The 21,925-nt window shown below is 39.4% G+C and carries 21 protein-coding genes; 15 read left to right on the top strand and 6 right to left on the bottom strand.

Annotated elements, in window-relative coordinates; all coding sequences use genetic code 11:
- The first annotated feature begins 2 nt into the window (after nucleotides 1-2).
- Nucleotides 3-479: a hypothetical protein gene (locus ACOKFD_RS13575; RefSeq protein WP_298995700.1), complete on the top strand. Its 477-nt coding sequence runs from the start codon at nucleotides 3-5 to the stop codon at nucleotides 477-479.
- Here ACOKFD_RS13575 and ACOKFD_RS13570 read toward each other — a convergent pair.
- Genes ACOKFD_RS13570 through ACOKFD_RS13560 form a run of 3 tightly spaced genes read right to left on the bottom strand, consistent with a single transcriptional unit; the run spans nucleotide 476 to nucleotide 2,475 of the window.
- A complete protein-coding gene (locus ACOKFD_RS13570) occupies nucleotides 476-979 on the bottom strand; it encodes a DUF4440 domain-containing protein (RefSeq protein WP_298995702.1) in 504 nt (167 codons plus the stop codon). The two genes, ACOKFD_RS13575 and ACOKFD_RS13570, sit on opposite strands and share 4 nt — an antisense overlap.
- 18 nt (nucleotides 980-997) lie before the next feature.
- The gene (locus tag ACOKFD_RS13565) at nucleotides 998-1,819 is read right to left on the bottom strand and encodes a ZIP family metal transporter (protein ID WP_298995704.1); all 822 of its coding nucleotides are present in this window, start codon (nucleotides 1,817-1,819) and stop codon (nucleotides 998-1,000) included.
- On the bottom strand, nucleotides 1,819-2,475 hold the full coding sequence (locus ACOKFD_RS13560; RefSeq protein WP_422861026.1) for a metal-dependent transcriptional regulator: 657 nt from the start codon (nucleotides 2,473-2,475) through the stop codon (nucleotides 1,819-1,821). Before ACOKFD_RS13560 ends, ACOKFD_RS13565 begins: the two co-directional genes overlap by 1 nt.
- Before the next feature lie 143 nt (nucleotides 2,476-2,618).
- Here ACOKFD_RS13560 and ACOKFD_RS13555 point away from each other — a divergent pair, with 143 nt between their 5' ends.
- The 3 genes from ACOKFD_RS13555 (at nucleotide 2,619) to ACOKFD_RS13545 (ending at nucleotide 6,749) form a co-directional block, all read left to right on the top strand.
- Nucleotides 2,619-4,970 carry a TonB-dependent receptor gene (locus tag ACOKFD_RS13555; RefSeq protein WP_422858407.1) on the top strand — a complete coding sequence of 784 codons (2,352 nt, stop codon included), beginning with the start codon at nucleotides 2,619-2,621 and terminating at the stop codon, nucleotides 4,968-4,970.
- Nucleotides 4,971-5,005: 35 nt separating this feature from the next.
- A complete protein-coding gene (locus ACOKFD_RS13550) occupies nucleotides 5,006-5,500 on the top strand; it encodes a thioredoxin fold domain-containing protein (RefSeq protein WP_298995708.1) in 495 nt (164 codons plus the stop codon).
- 106 nt (nucleotides 5,501-5,606) lie between these two features.
- On the top strand, nucleotides 5,607-6,749 hold the full coding sequence (locus ACOKFD_RS13545; RefSeq protein ID WP_422858406.1) for a lycopene cyclase family protein: 1,143 nt from the start codon (nucleotides 5,607-5,609) through the stop codon (nucleotides 6,747-6,749).
- Here the strand turns inward: ACOKFD_RS13545 and ACOKFD_RS13540 are convergent.
- Nucleotides 6,746-7,729, bottom strand: coding sequence for a polyprenyl synthetase family protein (locus ACOKFD_RS13540; RefSeq protein WP_422858405.1), 984 nt, complete (start codon nucleotides 7,727-7,729; stop codon nucleotides 6,746-6,748). The two genes, ACOKFD_RS13545 and ACOKFD_RS13540, sit on opposite strands and share 4 nt — an antisense overlap.
- 119 nt (nucleotides 7,730-7,848) lie before the next feature.
- Between ACOKFD_RS13540 and ACOKFD_RS13535 the strand changes: the two genes are divergently transcribed.
- From ACOKFD_RS13535 to ACOKFD_RS13510, 6 genes are all read left to right on the top strand, one after another.
- A complete protein-coding gene (locus tag ACOKFD_RS13535; protein ID WP_422858404.1) occupies nucleotides 7,849-8,391 on the top strand; it encodes an RNA polymerase sigma factor in 543 nt (180 codons plus the stop codon).
- Nucleotides 8,392-8,401: 10 nt separating this feature from the next.
- Nucleotides 8,402-8,812 carry a hypothetical protein gene (locus tag ACOKFD_RS13530; RefSeq protein ID WP_422858403.1) on the top strand — a complete coding sequence of 137 codons (411 nt, stop codon included), beginning with the start codon at nucleotides 8,402-8,404 and terminating at the stop codon, nucleotides 8,810-8,812.
- Between the two features lie 221 nt (nucleotides 8,813-9,033).
- Entirely contained in the window at nucleotides 9,034-9,639 is a 606-nt protein-coding gene (locus ACOKFD_RS13525) for a TetR/AcrR family transcriptional regulator (RefSeq protein WP_422858402.1), read from the top strand.
- Nucleotides 9,640-10,998, top strand: coding sequence for a TolC family protein (locus ACOKFD_RS13520; protein WP_422858401.1), 1,359 nt, complete (start codon nucleotides 9,640-9,642; stop codon nucleotides 10,996-10,998).
- A gap of 23 nt (nucleotides 10,999-11,021) precedes the next feature.
- The gene (locus ACOKFD_RS13515) at nucleotides 11,022-12,197 is read left to right on the top strand and encodes an efflux RND transporter periplasmic adaptor subunit (RefSeq protein WP_422858400.1); all 1,176 of its coding nucleotides are present in this window, start codon (nucleotides 11,022-11,024) and stop codon (nucleotides 12,195-12,197) included.
- 15 nt (nucleotides 12,198-12,212) lie between these two features.
- Entirely contained in the window at nucleotides 12,213-15,722 is a 3,510-nt protein-coding gene (locus ACOKFD_RS13510; protein ID WP_422858399.1) for an efflux RND transporter permease subunit, read from the top strand.
- Nucleotides 15,723-15,787: 65 nt separating this feature from the next.
- Here the strand turns inward: ACOKFD_RS13510 and ACOKFD_RS13505 are convergent, their stop codons facing one another.
- A complete protein-coding gene (locus ACOKFD_RS13505; RefSeq protein ID WP_298995726.1) occupies nucleotides 15,788-16,138 on the bottom strand; it encodes a nicotinic acid mononucleotide adenyltransferase in 351 nt (116 codons plus the stop codon).
- 368 nt (nucleotides 16,139-16,506) lie between these two features.
- Here ACOKFD_RS13505 and aspS point away from each other — a divergent pair, with 368 nt between their 5' ends.
- The 5 genes from aspS (at nucleotide 16,507) to ACOKFD_RS13480 (ending at nucleotide 21,482) form a co-directional block, all read left to right on the top strand.
- Nucleotides 16,507-18,255, top strand: a complete 1,749-nt coding sequence (gene aspS, locus ACOKFD_RS13500; protein ID WP_422858398.1) for an aspartate--tRNA ligase — start codon at nucleotides 16,507-16,509, stop codon at nucleotides 18,253-18,255.
- A 59-nt stretch (nucleotides 18,256-18,314) separates the two neighbouring features.
- Nucleotides 18,315-20,099: a chloride channel protein gene (locus tag ACOKFD_RS13495; protein ID WP_422858397.1), complete on the top strand. Its 1,785-nt coding sequence runs from the start codon at nucleotides 18,315-18,317 to the stop codon at nucleotides 20,097-20,099.
- Nucleotides 20,096-20,359, top strand: a complete 264-nt coding sequence (locus ACOKFD_RS13490; RefSeq protein WP_422858395.1) for a hypothetical protein — start codon at nucleotides 20,096-20,098, stop codon at nucleotides 20,357-20,359. The genes ACOKFD_RS13495 and ACOKFD_RS13490 overlap by 4 nt, the downstream gene beginning before the upstream one ends.
- A gap of 79 nt (nucleotides 20,360-20,438) precedes the next feature.
- Nucleotides 20,439-20,633 carry a cold-shock protein gene (locus ACOKFD_RS13485; RefSeq protein ID WP_106144042.1) on the top strand — a complete coding sequence of 65 codons (195 nt, stop codon included), beginning with the start codon at nucleotides 20,439-20,441 and terminating at the stop codon, nucleotides 20,631-20,633.
- A gap of 51 nt (nucleotides 20,634-20,684) precedes the next feature.
- Nucleotides 20,685-21,482: a hypothetical protein gene (locus tag ACOKFD_RS13480; RefSeq protein WP_422858394.1), complete on the top strand. Its 798-nt coding sequence runs from the start codon at nucleotides 20,685-20,687 to the stop codon at nucleotides 21,480-21,482.
- Here ACOKFD_RS13480 and ACOKFD_RS13475 read toward each other — a convergent pair.
- Nucleotides 21,457-21,906: a nucleoside deaminase gene (locus tag ACOKFD_RS13475; protein WP_422858393.1), complete on the bottom strand. Its 450-nt coding sequence runs from the start codon at nucleotides 21,904-21,906 to the stop codon at nucleotides 21,457-21,459. The genes ACOKFD_RS13480 and ACOKFD_RS13475 overlap by 26 nt on opposite strands.
- Between the last annotated feature and the right edge of the window lie 19 nt (nucleotides 21,907-21,925).

The raw sequence follows: 21,925 nt of genomic DNA, 5'->3' as shown, positions 1-21,925 counted from the left end.
AAATGAAAACGGCTACGATAGCACAATTAAAAAAAGAACTGCAATACAGGTCAGATGATGAAATTCTTCAGCTCTGCTTGCGTCTAGCCCGATTCAAAAAAGAGAATAAGGAATTGCTTACCTATCTACTTTTTGAAGCAGACAACGAAGCGGGATATATTGAACATGTAAAATCTGAAATGGATGAACAATTTTCTTTAATCAATACCAACAGTTTTTTCTACATCAAAAAAAGTGTTCGAAAGATTCTAAGGACACTTAAAAAGTTCATTCGCTATTCTGGTAACAAAGAAACCGAGGTGGAGCTCTTGATGTACTTCTGTGAAAAGTTAAAGGACTTTCATCCTTCTATTCGAAGGAATGTCACCTTGATGAATCTCTATGAAAGACAATTGCTTTTTATAGAGAAAAAGATAGCTGCCCTTCACGAAGACCTGCAATACGATTTTGGCTTGCTGCTTGAAGAGTTACGTACTTAAAAGCGTATCGGTTCTTTCTTGGCAAAATCCTCTGTGCCAATCGTTTTCCCGTTAATGGTGGTAGTATCCCAATCTTGGGTAATCTTCCACTCCCCTTTTTGTTTTTGGATTACGATATGAAATTGTCCATAACTATAGTTGGTCTTGCCAGCTTTATCCGTAAATCCAATGCGGTAAAAGCCTACTTCGTAGGAAGCCGCCCCATTTGTATGACGACTATCAAACCAGAAATCCAAGGCAATGGAAACACCATCAGCTTTGTTTTGCTCAAAACGTTTCAGATTTGCAGCTTTAAAGGTATTCTGGGTATCGATTCCTAGAGGAGTTACCCGCAGGACTTCTTCAGCATACGTGGCATTTAGCGCTTCACCATCCAAAGCTTCAAAAGCTTGTTGAAAGGGTTTCCAAACAGATGCATCGATTTCTTTTTGAAAATCAGCTACCGTTTGCGCCTGCAATTGAACTCCACAAACAAGGAGTGCCATAAACAATATTCTCATCTCTAAATAAATTTAATGTTATCCCAAACCAACATCCAACATCATCATAATAATAAATCCGCCAATGAATCCCAAGGTAGCAATGTCGGTATACTTATCCCTTTGTGTTTCTGGAATTACTTCTTCGACCACCACAAAAATCATGGCACCGGCAGCAAATGAAAGTGCATAGGGCAACAGCGGTTCAAAAGTAAGTACGGCCCAAGCGCCCAACACCCCGGCAATGGGCTCCACAATCGCTGACGCTTGTCCATATACCCAACTTTTCCAGCGACTTAATCCATGCCTACGCAAGGGCATGGCCACTGCAAAACCTTCTGGAAAGTTTTGCAACCCTATCCCCAATGCCAAAGCCACGGCGCCTCCAATACTAGCTCCATCAAAACCTGCGGCCACTCCACCAAAAAGAACGCCCACGGCCAATCCTTCAGGAATATTGTGCAACGTAATGGCCAAAGTAAGCAAAGTGGTTCTACGCCAAGGTGTTTTTACCCCTTCGGCTTCTTCCTCACGAAAGTTAATATGCAAGTGAGGTAAAATCTTATCCAAACCAAAAATAAAGGCTGCCCCCAATAGAAAACCAACAGCAGCTGGAATTACTTTGGTAAAACCCTCACCTGGGCTCATTTCAATTCCAGGCGCCAATAAACTCCAAAAGCTGGCAGCCACCATTACCCCTCCTGTGAAACCAAGCATGCCATCCAACAACGCCCTATTTGCTTTTTTAAAGAAAAAAACCAATCCAGCACCAAGCGCTGTTAGTCCCCAAGTAAAAAGAGTGGCGTACAAAGCTGCCCGAATGGGATTTATACTTTCAAAATAATTGATTATTTGTTCCATTAGTTCTGCTTTTTCACGTAAAGATTGGATGCAATCTGATGTGATATGTTCAATTTTTTATTGTTTACCAAAATGGAAAGTGACTGATCAAAGTCTTCAATGTCCAGCACTTTTATGGTGTTTCCCAAAGCAATTTGGTTCTTGTCCAAAAACTTCAAAAACGTGGGTGATGTATCTTTAACCCCAACACAAACTCCTAAACTATTTTTGGGCATATCGCTCAAAAGCTGCTTATCCCTTTCCAAAAATTCACCATCCTTGCTGGGAATGGGGTCGCCATGGGGGTCATATTTCGGATAACCTAGCAAAGCGTCAATTTGGTCAATTAGTTTTTCGCTTTTGATATGCTCCAATTGTTCGGCAACCTCGTGAACTTCATCCCAAGTAAAATCCAGTTTTTCAACTAAGAACACTTCCCAAAGACGATGTTTTCTGATAACGGAAAGTGCCATTTTTATTCCCAATTCTGTTAAAGAAACTCCTTGATACCTTATGTAATGCACCAAGCCCTTTTCTGCCAATTTCTTGGACATATCTGTTACTGAAGAAGGTTTGGTTTCCATTTGTTCCGCAATTGCATTAGTGGATATCAGCGTAGTGGTGTTTCCTCCCAAATGGAAAATGGTCTTTATGTAATTCTCTTCAGAACGAGTCATATAAGATTTTTTCAAAAATACATTTTTATTTGTCAAAACCAATTTTTAGATTTGTCTAAAAAATAATTTAATTAAACCTTTTTTTATTTGCGACTTAGTTGTATTTACCTACTTTTGTTTGGTCTAATTCTAAATAATAATCGTTGAAGCTTATTTCACTATTCCTTGCTACTCTTTCTTGTTCTTTTTTGTTCGCACAAAACGGAACTGTTTCTGGAACCATAACTTCAGATGGAGAGCCTGTTCCTTTCGCCAGTGTATTTGTCAAAGGCAAAAATATTGGGACCACATCAGATGTCGATGGCACCTATCAACTTGAAATTCCAACAGGTGAAATTACTCTGGTGGTCCAATCCCAAGGGTATCGTTCTCAAAACAAAGAACTAACCATTTCCCAAGGCTCATCTTTGACTGTTGATTTCTCACTGATTGAAGATGCTTTAGGACTAGACGAAGTAGTTATAAGTGCCACGCGAAACCGTGTGGAACGTAGAAGTGCTCCTGTTGTGGTCTCCTCTTTAAAACCGAGATTACTCACGGCCACCCAATCTATTACCGTAGCTGAGGGACTTAATTTTGCACCAGGAGTTCGCGTAGAGACTAACTGTCAAAACTGTGGTTTTACACAGGTACGATTAAATGGCTTGGATGGCGCCTACACGCAAATACTTTTGAATAGCAGACCCATTTTCACTTCACTTTTGGGTGTGTACGGCCTTGAACAGATTCCCACCAACATTATCGAACGTGTAGAGGTGGTTCGTAGTGGCGGTTCTGCACTTTATGGCTCCAACGCCATCGCAGGAACCGTAAATATAATTACAAAAGACCCTGTTTTAAATACTTGGGAAATAGGTAGTAATCTCGCCATTATTGACGGTGATGCCCTTGACCGAATCGTTAATTTCAACAGTTCCATTGTTGCTGATGATCTTAATAGTGGTGTCACTCTTTTTGGTACCTATCGAAACCGGCAAGCGTATGATGCCAATGATGATGGATTTACAGAACTGGTAGAATTACGAAATACCACGGTTGGGGCCAAGGCCTTTGTGCGACCTACTGAGAGAAGTCGTGTTTCTGTAAACTTAAACGCCATTCGCGAGTACCGAAGAGGAGGAGACCGTTTGGAGTTGGCTCCCCAGTTCACAGATATTACAGAAGAACTGGACCATGATACTTTTATTGGTGGCGCAGATTATGAAATAAACAGTAAAGATGGTACACAACAAACGCAGGTCTATACTTCGGCCTCTTATACCAATCGCGATAGTTTTTACGGAGGATTGGGTGGTGGAAGGACCAGACAAGACAGTTTATTGGCCAATAATGCTTTCGGAACCACCAAAGATTTAGCATGGGTTAATGGTGTACAAATAACCAAAACGTTTCAAAATAATGATGTGCTTACCGCAGGAGCAGAATTTAATTATAGCACTACCGAAGACCAAATACCCGGATATAATCGACTTGTAGATCAAAATGTAAACACTTTAGGGAGCTATGCCCAATACGAATGGAAACCCTCGGATACATTTTCCGCCTTATTGGGTGCTCGCTTGGACAATGTTAATGTTGTAGGGGATTACTCAGTGGGAGGTATTGAAAGGGACTTGGACTTAAATCAAACCGCCCTCTCGCCTAGGATTACTTTATCCTATAAACTTACAGAAGAGTTGCGTCTTCGAGGTGGTTATGCTAGAGGTTTTCGAGCCCCACAAACTTTCAATGAAGACTTACATATTTCCAGCGTAGGTGGTGAGCCACAGTTCGTCATCTTATCAGAGAACTTGGATACCGAATTTTCAAATGCATTTACAGGTTCATTGAACTATTCCAAGACCAAAAATTTATTACAATTTGATTTCCTTTTGGAAGGATTCTACACGAGTTTGGAAGACCCTTTCACTTTGGTCAGTACCGGTGCTGTTTTAGAAAATGGCTCCATTTTGGAGGAAGTAAGAAACGGTGAAGGAGCCCGTGTTTATGGTTCTAATTTTGAGTTAGGGCTATCTCCAAATCCAGAATGGCGTTTTCAATTAGGAGGTACTTTACAACAAACCGAATGGGATGAACCCCAGCTATTATTTGAAAGTGACGGAACACCTGGAGAAACTGATATCGTTATCGACGAATTTGTTAGGGTGCCCAACTTTTATGGCTATTTAAACACGACTTGGATTCCAAGTGAAAAATTTAATGTAGATGTTACAGGAACATATACCGGTAATATGACTGTTCCGCGGGTAATCAGTGATAATGGGTTTTTGGAGCTAAACGATTCAGGTTCTTTTTTTGACATGAATATTAAGCTGGAAACCCATTTCAATTTCAGTGACTCATTTATGATTACGGTTTCTGGTGGGGTGACCAATATTTTTAATAGCTTTCAGGATGATTTTGATATAGGTCCAGGACGGGATTCTGATTATATCTATGGTCCCGATGCTCCACGTGCCTTCTTTTTTGGCCTAAAATTTGGAAAGTTTCACTGATAAATACTAGTAGGATGAGAAACACTTCATCATACATGAAAAAAACCTTTTTTCCCATTGGGATACTATTTTCTCTGATGACGTTTTTGTCATCAACTGAAGCTTTTGCACAAGAAGATGAAATTCAATGGCTCAGTTTTGAACAGTTGGAAGATTCCCTTGCTGTAAAACCTAAAAAAGTCTTTATCGATTTCTATGCGGATTGGTGCGCCTATTGCAAGAAAATGGATAAGGCGGCATTTAAGGATCCTCCGGTGATTACAACATTGAACACTGAATATTACGCGGTACAAATGAATGCCGAATCTCAAGAAACCATCTCTTTTGGTGGTGATACGTACACAAATAAAGAAGTAGGTAAAAAAAGAAATGCAACTCATGAAATCCCCCTACTCCTTGCTTCCCGAGAAAATGGACCTTTTTCACTTCCAGCAATGGTCATTCTCAATGAAAAGTTTGAAATTACAGCGCGATATTTTGAGTACCTCTCGCCTAAAAAATTGAATAGAATTTTGAATAATCAGCCTTAAATCAGGATTTCAAGGCTACCTTACTTTCATGTTTTCTTTTCATTTCCATAAGAAAATCGTAAAAACAATTGATTTGCGCTTGTTTTGCTTTCCGTATTTTTGAACGATGGCCCATTACGATTATATCATCATCGGCGCAGGCGCCTCCGGATTGCTTTTGGCAGATTCGTTGGGATTCGACGATTTTTTTGCTTCAAAATCCATTTTACTTATTGATAAAGAAGTAAAAACCAAAAATGACCGTACTTGGTGTTTTTGGGAAGTTGGGGAAGGTATTTTTGACCATTTACTTAAAAAAAGTTGGTCCCAAATTTATTTTGCAGGCAAAAGTCTGCGTTTATCCACCAAAATAGCGCCCTATTCCTATAAGATGATACGGGCTATGGATTTTTACTCCCATTACAATCATAAAATAGAAAAGCACAACAACATTACCCGAACTACGGATGAAGTCACCGCTGTAAATGCACTTCAAAACGGTATGGAGGTATTGGGAAAGGATAAAAATTATACCTGTGAAAAGGTTTTCAATAGCATTTTCTCTTATGACTCTTTACACGGTCAGGAAAAATATCCCGTGCTTCAACAACATTTTATTGGGTGGTTCATAAAAACTGAAAAACCAGTTTTTAAAATTGACGAGGCCACTTTCATGGATTTTTCCATTCCACAAAAAGGAAATACCCGTTTTATGTATGTGCTTCCCCTTACTGAAACCGAGGCACTGTTTGAATACACCTTGTTTTCTGAACATCTGTTGGAAAAGGAAGAGTATGAAAAAGCCATTGAGGCGTATTTAGATGAACATTTCGAGGATGTCCCATACACTATAACTGAAAAAGAAGAGGGAAGTATTCCTATGACGGCCCATCCTTTTCATAAAAGGAATACGGATTCCCATATGTATATTGGCGTAGCAGGTGGATGGGCCAAACCCAGCACAGGATTCACCTTTTACTCTACTAGTAAAAAAGTAAAAAAACTTACCACTCATTTAAAACAGAACAAACCCTTGTCCCAGTTTTATAAAAAAGACAAGTTCCTGTTTTATGATATGTTGCTGTTGGATGTTTTAGCCAAAAACAATCACCTGGGACAATCCATTTTTGAATCTCTGTTTAAGAAAAGGCCTGCCCATTTAATTCTTAAGTTTCTGGACAATGGAACCAACATTTGGGAAGATATCCGAATAATGGCCGCACCCCAACCTATCCCATTTGTAAGAGCCTTATTGAGACGTCTTTTTTAGATGGTACGTTTCATAAGTTGTTTGCCGAACTGCTTTAATAGTATTTTGTTTTCTTCTGAAGCAGATATTTTATCCAAACTCTCAAATGCACTGTCCGTGTAGTTTTCTATTTCTTTTTTAAGAAACACGACTGAGCCCGTTTTCTGGAAAATCTCCTTTGTTCTATTGATTTTCTCTTCGGGATTTTCCGGTTTTTCTGAAAACAGTTTTTCCAATTCCACCTTATCATCCGACGAAGCAAATTCAAGTGCCTTCAGGTATAAAATGGTCTTTTTGTTCTCTATGATATCCCCTCCCACTTGCTTTCCAAAGGTTTTAGGGTCTCCAAAAGCGTCTAAATAATCATCCTGCAATTGAAAGGCAATGCCCAAGCTCCTTCCAAACTCATATATGGCTTCGGCATCAGAATTTGTTGCACCAGAAATTATGGCTCCCATTTTTAGCGAAGCCGCAACCAAAACTGCTGTTTTGTATTCAATCATTTTAAGATACTCCGGAATCGTAACATCGTTTCTTGTTTCAAAATCCACATCATATTGCTGTCCTTCGCAAACTTCGATGGCCGTCTGACTAAAAAGCGAGACCAGCTTTTTAAATGTATCAGGTTCATAATCTTCAAAAAGCTGATAGGATTTTATGAGCATAGCGTCTCCAGAAAGAATTCCGGTGTTAATATCCCATTTCTCATGTACTGTGATTTTTCCCCTGCGCAAGGGAGCATCATCCATAATATCGTCATGAACCAAGGAAAAATTATGAAAAACCTCTATGGCCAATGCTGCATCCAAAGCGTCTTCCATTTTACCATTGAAAACATCCACCGACATCAAAGTCAGTACAGGACGCATTCTTTTTCCTCCCAATCCAAGAATGTATAAGATTGGATCATAAAGGTTTTCTGGTGCTTTGGAGTTGAATCTCTCATCCAAGTGAGCTAATATTTTATCTCTAAACTCACCTATTTTATTTTGCTTCGTCATATTCCAAAAATACGTGCTAAGGCGTATAAGAAACGTAAGAATTGAAAAAAGTTTATCTCAAAACGCAATAGTTTTGAGAACCTTCGTCTTTATAGATAGAAGATTTGAACAATCAACCAATGTCATCTCCGCAAGAAAGCGATCAAAATAGATTAACCACTTTTTTCAACGAAGAATATCATTCGTTGAGAGCTTACGTAAGGTCCAGAATTGAAGATTCAACCGAGCGAGATGCTGAGGATGTTGTTCAGGATGTAGCGGTGCGCATATTTTCAAGGCCCGTGGATGCAACGCCAATTTCCAACATTACAGGCTTTGTGTACAATGCGGTCAGGAATCGAATAATCGATTTGATGCGGTCCAAGAAAACAAACACCTATACAAGTGATGATATGGACCATCGATGGCAAGAGTTTGCAGAATTGTTCTATGATAAAGCAGACAATTCTTATACACCAGAGCTTGAAAAGGCTTTGCGAGATGCTATACAGAAGCTAAAACCAGAATATAAGGACATTATTATTGCTGTGGACTTTGAAGGTTACACATATCGGGAGATAACAACGGAAACCAATATTTCTTCAGGTACACTTATGTCAAGAAGACATAGAGCATTGTCCATTCTGGCTAAAATCTTGGAAAAAGAAAAGAATAATTTTTAAAAATATTGAAATGGAAGCTGAAACAAAGTACGAAATGAAAGTCAAAAATTTTGTGACCAAAGGATTCAAGGTATTTTTCATGATACTTATTGGAATTCTGTTTGTCTTTTTAATGGGGTTTGTGGTTATGTGGCTATGGAATTGGCTAATGCCTACAATATTCGGCCTAACTACAATTGGATATTGGCAAGCAATAGGCTTGTTGGCCCTGGCAAAAATTTTGTTCGGAATGGGCAACCACTCCTCCAAAGGAAAGGGCATGAAAAAAGAAAGAAAGCGTAAAATGGAAGATTGGTGCAAATCCAGAAGATCCTTTGCAGATTGGAAGCATTATGACAATTTCTGGAAAGAGGAAGGCGAAAAAGCATACAACGCTTATGTTGAGCGAATTGAAAATGAACAGAAAAATGAAGAAGGATAAAAAAAGTAATATCATTAAAGAGAGATACGGCAGTCGTTCCAGAGCGTTTTTCTGGAATTCAAGATCAAAAAACACAACTCAGTCCAAAAAGGATTTTCTCATTCGTCATTTTGTAGTTGGTTGGTCTAGATAAAGCAACAAATATCTGGACGTTAAAAAAATGTAAAACTTTGGAAACTTTTTTTGTTTTTATAGTTTCCTATTTACATTTGACCCCTCAAATGAGAGAAAAAATTTTACATAAGGCGACAGAACTCTTTCTAAATCTAGGATTTAAGAGCGTTACTATGGATGATTTGGCCAATGAAATGGGGATATCCAAAAAAACCATATACACCCATTTTGAGAATAAAACCAAATTGGTGGAAGAGACAACGATGGATTTGTTTTGGTTTATCTCAAATGGTATCGACGAGATAGTGGCCCTCAAAAAAAACCCTATTAAAGAATTGTATGAGATAAAGCGATTTGCCATGAATCACTTAAAAGGTGAAAAATCCTCACCACAATATCAATTACAGAAATACTATCCAAGACTTCATCATTCACTAAAGAAAAAACAATTTGAAGTGATGCAAGACTGTGTTTTGGACAATATTAAAAGAGGTGTTGAAATGGGTATTTATCGAGATAACCTAAATGTAGAGTTTGTAGCACGAATCTACTTCAGTGGTGCAATCAGCATTAAAGACAACGATTTGTTCCCCATGACCATTTTCTCCAACTCTCAGTTGGAGGATGATTTTTTGGAATATCATTTAAGAGGAGTGGTAACTCCCAAAGGAAGAAAAATATTAAACTCAATCATCAATTCAAACCAAGAATAAATGCGAACAATCAGTATCAGTCTTATCTTAAGTCTGCCATTGCTTTTATTAAGTCAAGAAAAACCCAATAGCTTTACATTGGATGAAGCCATAGCCTATGCTTTGGAACATAACTATAGCGCCATTAATGCCGACAGGGACATTGTGGACGCTCAAAAACAGAAATGGGAAACCATTGCGGATGGACTTCCGCAGATTTCAGGTGCTGTTAGCTATCAAAACCAATTGATTCAGCCCATAAACCAGTTTCCCTCAATTCTTGTTCCACCGGAGTTTTTGCCTCCTGGAGTAGTGCAAGATCCGGATGTTTTTGTACCCATCATCTTTGGCCCACCGCAAACGGCAACTGCTACGGCTACCTTAACGCAACAAATATTTGATGGATCATATATAGTTGGAGTACAGGCTACCAAGGCATTCTTAAGCTTTAGTCAAAATAATAAGGAAAAAACCGCGCTGGACGTTAGAAAGTCAGTAGTAGAAGCCTATGGCAATGTGCTTTTGGCCCAAGAGAGTGTGCTGATTTCGGAACGAAACAAGGCAACTCTGGAAAAAAACTTATATGAGACCAAGCGTATTTATGAAAACGGTTTGGGAGACGAAGAAAGTGTTGACCAACTCCAAATCACGTTGTCTTCTGTGAATAATCAGCTTAAAAATGCAAAAAGATTGGAAAAAATCACACTGCAAATGCTCAATCTGATGATGGGACTGCCCATAACAAATCCAACAGAGCTTTCAGAAAGTTTGGAAGATTTGACTCAAAAACAGATTACGCCAACCATTTTGGATACAGAGTTCAATATTGAAAACAACGTGGACTATAAACTAGCCCTTAATTTGAACGAGCAACGGTATTATGAATTGAAGTTGGCCAAAAGTAGAGCTCTTCCAACCCTAAATGCCTTTGTAAACTACGGTGCAAATTCCTTTAGTGATAGTTTTAACTTTTTGGACCGAGGACAACAGTGGTTTGAAACTTCTATACTTGGTTTCGACCTCAGCATCCCAATCTTCAGCTCATTAAAAAGAAGTGCGAGCACCCAACGCGCCAAAATTGCATTTGAAAAGGCAAAAACTCAATTAACAGAGGCCGAAGAACAAATTAGGCTTCAACTGGAAAGTGCCAAAAGCGATTATATTCTATCAATCGAGGAATATGATACCTCTAAGGAGAATTTAAAGCTGGCCGAACGAATCGAAAACAAAAACCAGATAAAATATACAGAAGGTCTAGCAACAAGTTTTGAGCTGAGACAAGCCCAAACACAGTTGTATTCCACCCAGCAGGAGTTTTTACAATCCATGGTAGATGTAATCAACAGAAAAACCGAATTGGAAACCATAATTAATCAATAATCAAAGAACAAAACCATACAATCATGAAAAGAATATCCCTATTAGTTCTTGCAGCAATCACCATCTATTCATGTGGCGGTGGTAGCGGAGCAGATTTACAAACTGTACTTGATGGCAAGGATTTAGCCGCCATTCGCGAAAAGAGAAACGAAATTGCCTCTCAGCAAAAAGAATTGGAAATGGACATCTACAAGCTGGATTCTGTGATTGCCATCTTGGACGATAGCGCAAAACTGCCGTTGGTAACCACAATTGAAGCTAAAACCGAAAACTTTGACCACTATCTTGAGCTTCAAGGTGATGTTACAACCAAACAGAATGTTCTCATCTATCCTGAAATTGCAGGAACCTTGTTTAAGGTGTACGTCAAAGAAGGACAGAAGGTTTCCAAGGGACAGTTGTTGGCCTCGATTGATGATGGCGGACTCTCAAGTCAGTTGGCTCAAATGAAAACTCAAGCAGCTTTGGCCAAAACTACATTTGACCGTCAAAAAAGACTTTGGGAACAGAATATAGGTTCTGAAATTCAATACTTAGAAGCCAAAACAGCTTATGAGTCTCAAGAAAGTGCTGTAAGCCAAATGCAAAGTCAAGTGGCTAAATCATCGATAAGAGCTCCTTTCTCGGGAATTATTGATGATGTAATCAAAGACCAAGGTACGGTGGTGAGTCCCGGTCCTGGTTCTGAGGTTTTCAGAATTGTGAACCTTTCTAACATGTATATTGAGGTAGATGTTCCTGAAAGCCATTTACCCAATGTTACCCCTGGAAAGAACGTTCAAGTATACTTTCCAGTTACCGGTGATAGTGTCACTACCAAAGTAAGGCAGACGGGTAATTTTATCAATCCCGGCAACCGTTCGTTTACGGCAGAGATTCCAGTACCAAGTCATAATGGGAAGATAAAGCCAAATTTAACGGCCAAGGTTATGATAAACGATTACTCCAATGAATCTGCTATTTTGATTCCACAAAGCATTGTTTCAGAAAATGCCGAAGGTGAGCAGTACGTATATCTAGTAGGCTCTGATTCCATTTCTTCGGATGCCATCGCCAAAAAGGCAGTTATTAAAACTGGAAAAACGCAAGGGGATTTGGTTGAGGTAATATCAGGAATTGAAAATGGAGACGGTGTCATCGATGAAGGTGCACGAAGTGTAAAAGATGGGCAAAAAGTAAAGATTCTAACTGTAGAATAGTCAAAACTTAGCATTATGGACGAGAAAAAGAAAAAAGTTAATAAAGAGTTTCGACTGGCTTCATGGGCTATTGACAACAAAACGACAATGTATGTTTTGATTGCAGTTATACTCTTTTTGGGAGGTTCGGCCTATTTTAGCATGCCTCGTGAGAATTTCCCAGAAATCAAGGAAACAAAAATCTATATTAGTTCGCTATATCCAGGAAACACGGCCGAGGATATTGAAAAGCTGATTACCGACCCTTTGGAGGATGAATTGAAAACGGTGAGTAACGTTATCGAAATAACTTCTACCTCTCAAGAGGATTATTCCATGATTATTGTGGAGTTCGATGAGAGCATTTCCGTTGAAGCTGCCAAGCAAAAGGTTAAAGATGAAGTAGATTCACAAACGGCCGGTGAAGATTGGCCCACTTTTAACGGTGCCAAAGTAGAGCCAACCGTTTTTGATTTAAGCATGTCTGAAGAGATACCAATCCTCAACATCAATATCTCAGGGGATTATCCCGTAGAAAAACTAAAAGAATATGGGGAATATCTGGAGGATGAGATTGAAAGCCTACAGGAAATCAAACAAGTAGATATTCGAGGTGCTCAAGAAAAAGAGGTCGAGGTTGCTGTTGATATCTATAAAATGATGGCCGCCAAAGTCAGTTTTGACGATGTCATCAACACCATCAGTAGGGAAAACATGACCACTTCAGCAGGAAATCTGATTAGCAGTGGACAGCGCAGGACCATTCGTATTGTTGGGGAAATTGATGAGCCCAGTGAGCTCGAAAACTTTGTGGTAAAATCTGAAAACAATGAACCTATTTATTTGAAGGATATTGCCAAGGTCTCTTTCAAAGAGGAGGACAAGACCACCTACGCCAGAGAATTTGGTCATCCTGTAGTAATGCTGGATGTTAAAAAACGAGCTGGTAAAAACATGGTGGCCGCGGCGGAACAGATTCAGGTTATGGTTAAAGATGCCAGAGCGAATGTCTTCCCTCAAGACTTGGAAGTGACCATTGCGAACGACCAATCCGCAAAAACTATTGGACAAGTAGATGATTTGGTGAACAATATCATCTTCGGAATTATTCTAGTGGTCACGGTATTGATGTTCTTTTTAGGGTTCAAAAACGCCTTGTTTGTAGGTTTTGCCATCCCTATGTCCATGTTCATGTCGCTTATGATTTTGAGCACTTTGGGCTATACCATGAACACCATGATTCTTTTCGGCCTCATTATGGGCTTAGGTATGTTGGTGGATAACGGGATTGTGGTGGTTGAAAATGTGTATCGTTTAATGGATCAGGAAGGCATGTCAAGGATTGAAGCCGCTAAAAAGGGAATTGGTGAAATAGCTTTCCCTATCATCATATCCACATTGACAACCGTCGCGGCATTTGTTCCCCTAGGTCTATGGCCCGGAGTAATGGGTCAATTTATGATCTACTTCCCGGTAACACTTTCAGTAGTTCTGGGTTCATCCTTGTTCGTTGCCATTTTCTTTAACTCCGTTCTCGTATCTCGCTACATGACTACAGAAGACAAGGATATGCCATTGAAGCAGATTATACGAATAACAGCAATAGTTGGTGGAATCGGGTTGCTTATTATGATTGTGGGTGGTAGTTATAGAGCCTTGGGAACCCTAATGGTTTTGACCTCCATTCTGCTTTGGATATATCGTTTGTTCCTAAGAAATTGGGCCAACGGATTTCAAAACAAGATTCTCCCAAGATGGGAAAAGTTCTATGAAAAAACTCTACGTAGAGCATTGGCTGGAAGAAGACCCATCTTTATTGCCATAGGAACTTTTGTTTTGTTGTTCTTGGCATTTATGGGCTTCGGGGCATCTGTTGGAAGTCAGCGTACAAAAGTTGAGTTTTTCCCGGACAATACCCCTAATCAGATTATTGTCTATATAGAATATCCCGAAGGGACCGATATTAAAAAGACGGATGCCATTACCAAAGATGTTGAAAAGAGAGTGTATGACATCATCAACGAAGAAGCGTATCTAAACGGTGATTTCAATTTCTTAACTGAAAGTGCAGTGTCGCAGGTAGGTGAAGGAGCTGGAAATCCTCAAACCGATGGAGGTTCGGCTGCTGAAATGCCACACCGTGGTAAAATTACCGCCACCATGCGGGAATATAAATTTAGAGAAGGGGCAGACAGTAACGAACTACTCAAAAAAGTTCAGGAAGCTCTTAAAGATATTTATCCTGGTGTTGCCATCTCTGTTGAAAAGGATGCTGTTGGCCCTCCTGCGGGTTACCCCATCAATATAGAATTGGAGGGAGATGATTATTCAGAATTGATTGTTTCCGCTGAAAAGATGAGGAACTACATCAACTCAAAAAACATTCCCGGCATTGATGAACTCAAGATTGATGTGAACAAATCCAAACCCTCTATGCTTGTTGCGGTAGACCGCAAAAAAGCGGGAGAATTGGGTGTGGCCACAGGCCAGGTAGGTCAGCAACTTCGAAATTCAATTTTTGGAGCTAAGGCCGGTATCTATAAAGAAGATGGAGAAGATTATGACATCTATGTAAGATTCAATGAAGAGAACAGATACAATACCAGTGCCCTGTTTAATCAAAGAATCACCTTCAAAGACCAAAATTCAGGGCAAACCAAAGAAGTTCCTGTTTCGGCAGTGGCCAAACAAGTGAACAGTTCAGGTTTTAGTGCCATTAAACATAGAGACGTAAAACGTGTGGTCACCGTTTACTCGGCTCTAGCTCCTGGATATACAGATGCTGGTGCCATTGTCAGTAAAATTCAAGATGAAATGGAAAGCTTTACCGATCTTCCTTCAAACATTAAGGTGGATTACACGGGACAAATTGAAGAACAGAACAAGCAAATGGCATTCTTGATGGGTGCGTTTTTTACGGGTCTTGGTTTGATTTTCTTTATCCTGATTTTCCAGTTTAACTCCATTTCCAAACCTGGTATTATTATGCTGGCCATATTCTTGAGTCTGATAGGGGTTTTTGGAGGCATAGTTGCTACTGGAAGTGCATTCGTTATTATGATGACCATGATGGGAATCATTTCTTTGGCGGGTATTGTGGTGAACAACGGGGTGGTGTTGTTGGATTATACCCAACTTTTGATAGATCGTAAGAAAGTGGAATTGGAACTGGATGACGACGATTTGTTGGAACCAAGTGATTTTATGGAGGCCGTTGTCAAAGGAGGTAAAGCTAGGCTTCGCCCAGTTTTATTGACCGCGATTACCACCATCTTGGGGCTTATCCCATTGGCTACAGGATTCAACATCAATTTCTTTACACTGTTTAGTGAGTTTAATCCCAACATTTACTTTGGTGGAGATAACGTAATCTTTTGGGGACCCCTGGCTTGGACCGTAATTTACGGACTCTTTGTAGCCACCTTCCTTACGCTTATTGTTGTACCAATCTTGTTCAGCATAGTGTATCGCGTTAAGGTTCGCATTAGAAAAAATAGGGTAAAGAAGGAAGAAACCAAAAAAGAGGTATTGGATATAGCAGCATAAAAGTAGGATGTGCTAAAACAAAAAAAGCCCGGCCAATTGGCCGGGCTTTTTTACAACAGATTAAGTTATAAGTCTACTGAAACAATTTCTGACTTGTTCCAGTTTTTTACACTAACAATACGATTGTCCGCATAATCAACCTCCTTTAAAATCTCTCCTTTCCAAAAGAACCATTTACCAGTTCTTTTTCCTTCTTCGTATTTACCAGAAGCGATTTTCTGTCCGTTATCGGTATACATAAACCATTGTCCATGCAACTTACCTTTCATCATATAGCCCGTTTGAGCTATGTTACCATTTTCGTGAAAATATGTCGCCTTAACCAATTTCCCCACTTTTTCCAAAGTCGGTTCTGTGCTTTGGGAGTACATACAGACCGAAAACACCATCATTAAGAGTAATATTGATTGCTTCATCTATATGGGTTTTAAATTATTTTCAAGGATTATAACGGTATAAAAGTAATTATTATTTTACATTAAATACACTTTTGAGTAACATTTTATTTACATTAAATTAACTTTAAACACATAATTTACTGTTTTTCAAACATTTATGTTTTCATTTTTTTAAACATTAGCTAACAATTAAACGAAGCTTTTGTCCATAGTTCTTGATAATTCATATGTAAAATTTACGTTAATCCATGGTTTATTAATTGTTTATGTCCGGCTTAAAGAATTTGCTGTCCTTTTTTTTGCCCTGTATATAATCCAATATAAAATCTGTTTAACTGGTAGTAAATCACACCATTCCTTTTAAATTTGCCGTTCATTCTCAGATTATGTTCAGAAATAAGACTTGTGGAGCACTTCGCTCATCAGATATTGACTCCAATGTAACTCTCAGTGGTTGGGTACATAAGGTACGAGACAAAGGATTTGTAGTTTGGGTAGACCTAAGGGATAGATACGGTATTACCCAATTGGTTTTTGATGAAGATCGTTCTTCCACGACGCTTTTGCAAAGTGCCCGAGAACTAGGTAGGGAAACCGTGATTCAAATTAAGGGAACCGTGATTGAACGAGCTTCAAAGAATCCGAATATTCCAACAGGTGATATTGAAGTATTGGTAAACGAGCTTCACATCTTAAATCCTTCTGAACTTCCTCCCTTCACCATAGAAGACGATACTGATGGTGGAGAGGATATTCGAATGAAGTATCGCTACCTTGATATTCGAAGAAATCCAGTAAAAAACAACCTCATCTTTAGGCATAAGGTGACCATGGAGGTTCGTAAGTATCTATCTGACCACGGTTTTATCGAAGTAGAAACACCATATCTAATAAAATCGACCCCCGAAGGCGCTCGTGATTTTTTGGTCCCAAGCCGAATGAATGAAGGACAGTTTTATGCTTTGCCACAATCCCCGCAAACTTTCAAACAGTTGTTGATGGTTGGTGGAATGGACAAGTACTTTCAGATTGTAAAATGTTTCAGGGACGAGGATTTAAGAGCCGACCGTCAACCTGAGTTTACGCAGATAGACTGTGAAATGGCCTTTGTGGAACAGGAGGATATTTTGAACACTTTTGAAGGATTGACCAAACATCTCCTCAAAGAAATCCATGGAATAGATTCTGGTGATTTCCCTAGAATGACTTTTGATGAGGCCATGCGAAAATACGGTAACAACAAACCTGATATTCGCTTCGGGATGGAATTTGGTGAGTTGAATTCAGTGGCACAACACAAAGATTTCAACGTATTCAATTCTGCTGAGCTGGTCGTGGGCATAGCTGTCCCTGGTGCCGCCTCATACACTCGTAAAGAAATTGATAAACTTATTGATTGGGTCAAGCGACCCCAAGTAGGTGCCAAAGGCATGGTATATGTCAAATGCAATGAAGACGGTTCTTTCAAATCTTCTGTAGATAAGTTTTATGACCAAGAAGACTTGTCAAAATGGGCCCAGGTTACGGGAGCTAAAGCGGGAGATTTGATTTGTGTTCTTTCTGGAAACACCAACGAGACCCGTGCCCAACTGAGCGCTTTGCGCATGGAATTGGCCGAACGCATGGGCTTGAGAAAGCCCGACGAATTTGCTCCACTTTGGGTTTTAGATTTCCCTTTATTGGAATTGGATGAAGAAACCGGGAATTATCATGCCATGCACCATCCATTTACGTCCCCAAAACCGGGACAATTGGAATTACTGGACTCAGACCCTGGAGCAGTTCGGGCCAATGCCTATGATTTAGTATTGAACGGAAATGAAATAGGTGGTGGTTCCATTCGTATCCATGACAAGGAAGTACAAGCGACGATGTTCAAACATCTTGGTTTTACCTCAGAAGAAGCAAGAAATCAGTTTGGGTTTTTGATGGATGCTTTCCAATACGGCGCACCACCCCATGGGGGAATTGCTTTTGGTTTGGACCGATTGGTTGCTATTTTGGGAGGTCAGGAAACCATTCGTGATTTTATTGCTTTCCCAAAAAACAATAGTGGAAGAGATGTGATGATTGATGCCCCTGCTTCAATAGATGAAAATCAACTGAAAGAACTCCATTTAAAATTGGATATATAACAAAGTAACAATCCCGCAAATTGCGGGATTTTTTAATACTTTTATTCAATAACCTCTTGATGGACAGTAAAGTCAAAAGATTACTGACCCGCTTTTTAAAATGGAGATACAAAAACATCTCCAACAGGACTTTTGTGCACATTATGAGCTTGTTGGTTGGATTTACAGCTGGTTTGGTGGCAGTAACCCTGAAAAACCTTACCTACCTCATCCAATCCTTGCTTAAAGCAGGTATAATTTTCTCTGAAAATCAACTCTATTTTATACTTCCAATTGTTGGATTGGCCCTGGTGTTTCTCTATGTCAAGTTTGTTCATCGAGAACCCCTGCAGCACGCCGTGTCATCCATCATCTTTTCATTGTCTAAAAAAAGAGGATTATTGCCTGTAAAAGATATCTATACGCCCTTGATAGCTGCTCCTCTTACTGTAGGTTTTGGGGGTTCGGTTGGTTTATTGGGTCCCGCCGTAAAATCCGGTGCCGCTTTGAGTTCCAATCTTGCCCAATTGTTTCATATTGATGCCAAGACAAGGTCTTTATTGGTAGCCTGTGCTTCTGCGGGAGCCATTTCCTCCATATTCCAATCTCCTGTGGCAGCTGTTATTTTTGCTATGGAGGTATTTTCACTGGATTTGGCCATGTCGTCTCTTTTACCCTTGTTGTTAGCCTCCATTTCTGCCGTACTTACCTCCTATTTCTTTTTAGGGAACGAAGTGCTATTTAGTTTCTCCTTGACAGAAGGCTTTCAGCTCAGTGACACCTTGTTTTACATCCTTTTGGGAGTGGGTACCGCTTTTGCATCTATCTATTTTACCAAAATGTATTTTCAAATCCTGAAGTGGTTCGAGCCTTTTAGGAGTCCTAAATACCGTCTTTTGGTAGGTGGGATTGCTATTGGAATCATGCTCTACGCCATTCCACCCTTGTATGGGGAAGGCTTTGGCTTCATTAATAATCTTTTGGTCGGTAATCACTTAATGGCTTTGGGCAACACACCTTTTGATGCCTACACAGAGAACATTTGGGTGGTTATTGCCTTACTTTTTGGTATTACCCTATTCAAGGCAATCGCCATGACCACCACCTTTGCCGCCGGCGGAGCTGGCGGGGTTTTTATTCCAACTATGGTAATGGGTAGTGCTTTGGGGAATGTGGTGGCAAAAATCATCAATAATCTGGGACTTGGCTGGCAAGTATCGGAAAGTAACTTCACCCTAATTGGAATGGCCGGGTTGATAGCGGGGGTAATTCATGCACCTCTCACGGCGATTTTCCTTATTGCCGAAATAACGGGTGGATATCAACTTTTTGTACCGCTAATGATCACCGCTTCTATTTCTTATTTGATGACCAAAAATGCACTGGACTATACCATATACACTAAAGAGTTGGCCAAGATTGGTGCTCTTTTGACCCATAACAAGGACCAAATGGTGCTGAACCTCATGGAAATGGATAATGTAATTGAAAAGAACTTCAAAACTGTAACTCCAGAAATGTCTTTAGGAGAGATGCTACATCAATCCGTATCTAAATCCAAACGAAATATTTTTCCTGTTTTGGATGAAGATAAAAGGCTTATCGGCATCATTCTTTTGGATGATATTCGTGAAATCATGTTCGATACAGAACAATACGATAAAATATTCGTAAACAATCTAATGCATGCACCTCCAGAGCATATTTTTCAGGATAGCGATACCATGAAACAGGTAATGAAAAAATTTCAAGACAGTGGTGCCTGGAACCTCCCCGTAATCAACAATGGAAAATATGTGGGTTTCATTTCAAAATCAAAATTACTAACGGCCTATAGAAGAAAACTGATTAACTTTTCCCAATGAAATCAGGAATAAGATATATAATACTTGCAATTGTGATACTGTCCTTTTCGTCAATCATTTATGGATTTAATATTAAATCCGAAAATGAAGTACGGGGCAATAAGTTCATTGGAGCAGGTACGGTTGGTCTGTTTTTAGTGGCCATGCCACTCTTTCTCATCAAAGAAAGTAGGGGCAAAAAAATGAAAGACTATATGCTAAATCATGAAAACATAAAAAAAATGCAAGAAAACGAGGCTAGCAATAAGAAAAAGCCATAATTTCTAAAGATTTAAAGCGTAATAGCATTACTTACCATTTTAATAGCATACCTTCGCGTTTTTAACAATTATTTTTAAAATGACTGGTACAGTAAAATTTTTCAATGAATCTAAAGGTTATGGATTCATTACCAACGACGAGACAGGTCGCGACATTTTCGTCCATGTTACTGCGTTGAACGGCGTAGAGCTAAAAGACGGGGACAAGGTAGAATATTCAGAAGAAGAAGGAAGAAAAGGTGTGGTTGCCGCACAAGTGCAGGTAATCGGATAATATATTGTATTCTTGATTAAGTAACCCCGATGTTAGCATCGGGGTTTTTTTATGCCCAGTTTTAACTATTTTGAGTTTATGTTTGCTTTGTTGCCCATATTGGACCAAATGGAATCCCTTTATGAACTACCAAGGAATCGTGGAAGATTCGACGCCTATCTTTCTCTCCTTAAGGGCACCAAAAAAGACGATATAAGCTTACCCATTGCCGGTTATAATCCCATGGGAAAAGATATGGTGCTTCATAAAATAAGAGCGCTCAAAAAACTGAATGCGGAACAACTCATAGAAGAGGTTACAAAAGAAGTAAATAAGGAATTGAGTAATGAGCCTCCTTCAGAAATCAAAGTTGCCCTAAACCTAGCAGATGATATAGGAGGGTCATGGTCCAATAAGGCCACCGTGGATTTTTCCAGTAAATTCTTAATTGAGCCGCTTGTCAAACGAAATTTTTGTACTCCTTATGTTTGGACCAGCGAAAAAATTACGGCAGACACTATACGTCTAAGAACTAAGGAATATTTATTTCGAACCTTTTATTGGATACGATATAAGAGGCCAAAAAGCTTAAAAGACCATTTGGGTCAGGAAACCTTTGTTGCATGGAAGACAGCCCACAATTCATATGATGTACCTCTTAAATTAAAAGAGGCAAAAAAGTTTTTTATTAAAAATCAAGACTCACAAGACTATTCACTCCTGTTCAATTTCTTTTATGGTGATAAGGCATCAGCAACTTTAAACTATCCCACTTACGGTTTGTCTGAGAATTTAGGTTTTGACTTTTCAAGATATCTGGCTAAAAACAAAGAACTTCTGGGGCTTAATTTAGATTTCTTCGTTGAATAAAAAAGCGTTTTAGAAGTTCAGATGCTTCTTTTTCCATAACACCGCCAAAAATCTCTGTTTTGGGATGTAGCTGCGTTCCCATCACATTAAATCCTCGTTCCAAATCCGGAGCACCGTATACCACTTTGGATATTTGACTCCAATATAAGGCCCCAGCACACATTTGACATGGCTCAAGGGTAACATACAAAGTACAGTTGTGAAGATACTTTCCTCCCAGAAAATTGGATGCTGCGGTTATGGCCTGCATTTCCGCATGGGCCGTTACATCATTCAATCTCTCAGTAAGATTATGAGCCCTCCCTATTATTCTATTATCGATTGCGATTACCGCACCTACCGGAACCTCCCCATTTTCAAAGGCAAGTTCAGCTTCCTGCAGTGCTTTTTTCATAAAGTAACCATCGTCAAAAGGATTATCCAAAGTCTAACATTTTTTGTTT

This window comes from Flagellimonas ulvae, assembly GCF_049333175.1.
In the GTDB taxonomy this organism is placed as follows: Bacteria; Bacteroidota; Bacteroidia; order Flavobacteriales; family Flavobacteriaceae; genus Flagellimonas.
Note: the sequence above shows the minus strand (reverse complement) of the source record. Positions and strands in the feature narration are given on the sequence as shown.

Coding starts and splice junctions, on each gene's coding strand:
- ACOKFD_RS13575 (WP_298995700.1), top strand. CDS start 3: ATGAAAACGGCTACGATAGCACAATTAAAAAAAGAACTGCAATACAGG.
- ACOKFD_RS13570 (WP_298995702.1), bottom strand. CDS start 979: ATGAGAATATTGTTTATGGCACTCCTTGTTTGTGGAGTTCAATTGCAG.
- ACOKFD_RS13565 (WP_298995704.1), bottom strand. CDS start 1,819: ATGGAACAAATAATCAATTATTTTGAAAGTATAAATCCCATTCGGGCA.
- ACOKFD_RS13560 (WP_422861026.1), bottom strand. CDS start 2,475: ATGACTCGTTCTGAAGAGAATTACATAAAGACCATTTTCCATTTGGGA.
- ACOKFD_RS13550 (WP_298995708.1), top strand. CDS start 5,006: ATGAAAAAAACCTTTTTTCCCATTGGGATACTATTTTCTCTGATGACG.
- ACOKFD_RS13545 (WP_422858406.1), top strand. CDS start 5,607: ATGGCCCATTACGATTATATCATCATCGGCGCAGGCGCCTCCGGATTG.
- ACOKFD_RS13540 (WP_422858405.1), bottom strand. CDS start 7,729: ATGACGAAGCAAAATAAAATAGGTGAGTTTAGAGATAAAATATTAGCT.
- ACOKFD_RS13535 (WP_422858404.1), top strand. CDS start 7,849: ATGTCATCTCCGCAAGAAAGCGATCAAAATAGATTAACCACTTTTTTC.
- ACOKFD_RS13530 (WP_422858403.1), top strand. CDS start 8,402: ATGGAAGCTGAAACAAAGTACGAAATGAAAGTCAAAAATTTTGTGACC.
- ACOKFD_RS13525 (WP_422858402.1), top strand. CDS start 9,034: ATGAGAGAAAAAATTTTACATAAGGCGACAGAACTCTTTCTAAATCTA.
- ACOKFD_RS13520 (WP_422858401.1), top strand. CDS start 9,640: ATGCGAACAATCAGTATCAGTCTTATCTTAAGTCTGCCATTGCTTTTA.
- ACOKFD_RS13515 (WP_422858400.1), top strand. CDS start 11,022: ATGAAAAGAATATCCCTATTAGTTCTTGCAGCAATCACCATCTATTCA.
- ACOKFD_RS13510 (WP_422858399.1), top strand. CDS start 12,213: ATGGACGAGAAAAAGAAAAAAGTTAATAAAGAGTTTCGACTGGCTTCA.
- ACOKFD_RS13505 (WP_298995726.1), bottom strand. CDS start 16,138: ATGAAGCAATCAATATTACTCTTAATGATGGTGTTTTCGGTCTGTATG.
- aspS (WP_422858398.1), top strand. CDS start 16,507: ATGTTCAGAAATAAGACTTGTGGAGCACTTCGCTCATCAGATATTGAC.
- ACOKFD_RS13495 (WP_422858397.1), top strand. CDS start 18,315: ATGGACAGTAAAGTCAAAAGATTACTGACCCGCTTTTTAAAATGGAGA.
- ACOKFD_RS13490 (WP_422858395.1), top strand. CDS start 20,096: ATGAAATCAGGAATAAGATATATAATACTTGCAATTGTGATACTGTCC.
- ACOKFD_RS13485 (WP_106144042.1), top strand. CDS start 20,439: ATGACTGGTACAGTAAAATTTTTCAATGAATCTAAAGGTTATGGATTC.
- ACOKFD_RS13480 (WP_422858394.1), top strand. CDS start 20,685: ATGCCCAGTTTTAACTATTTTGAGTTTATGTTTGCTTTGTTGCCCATA.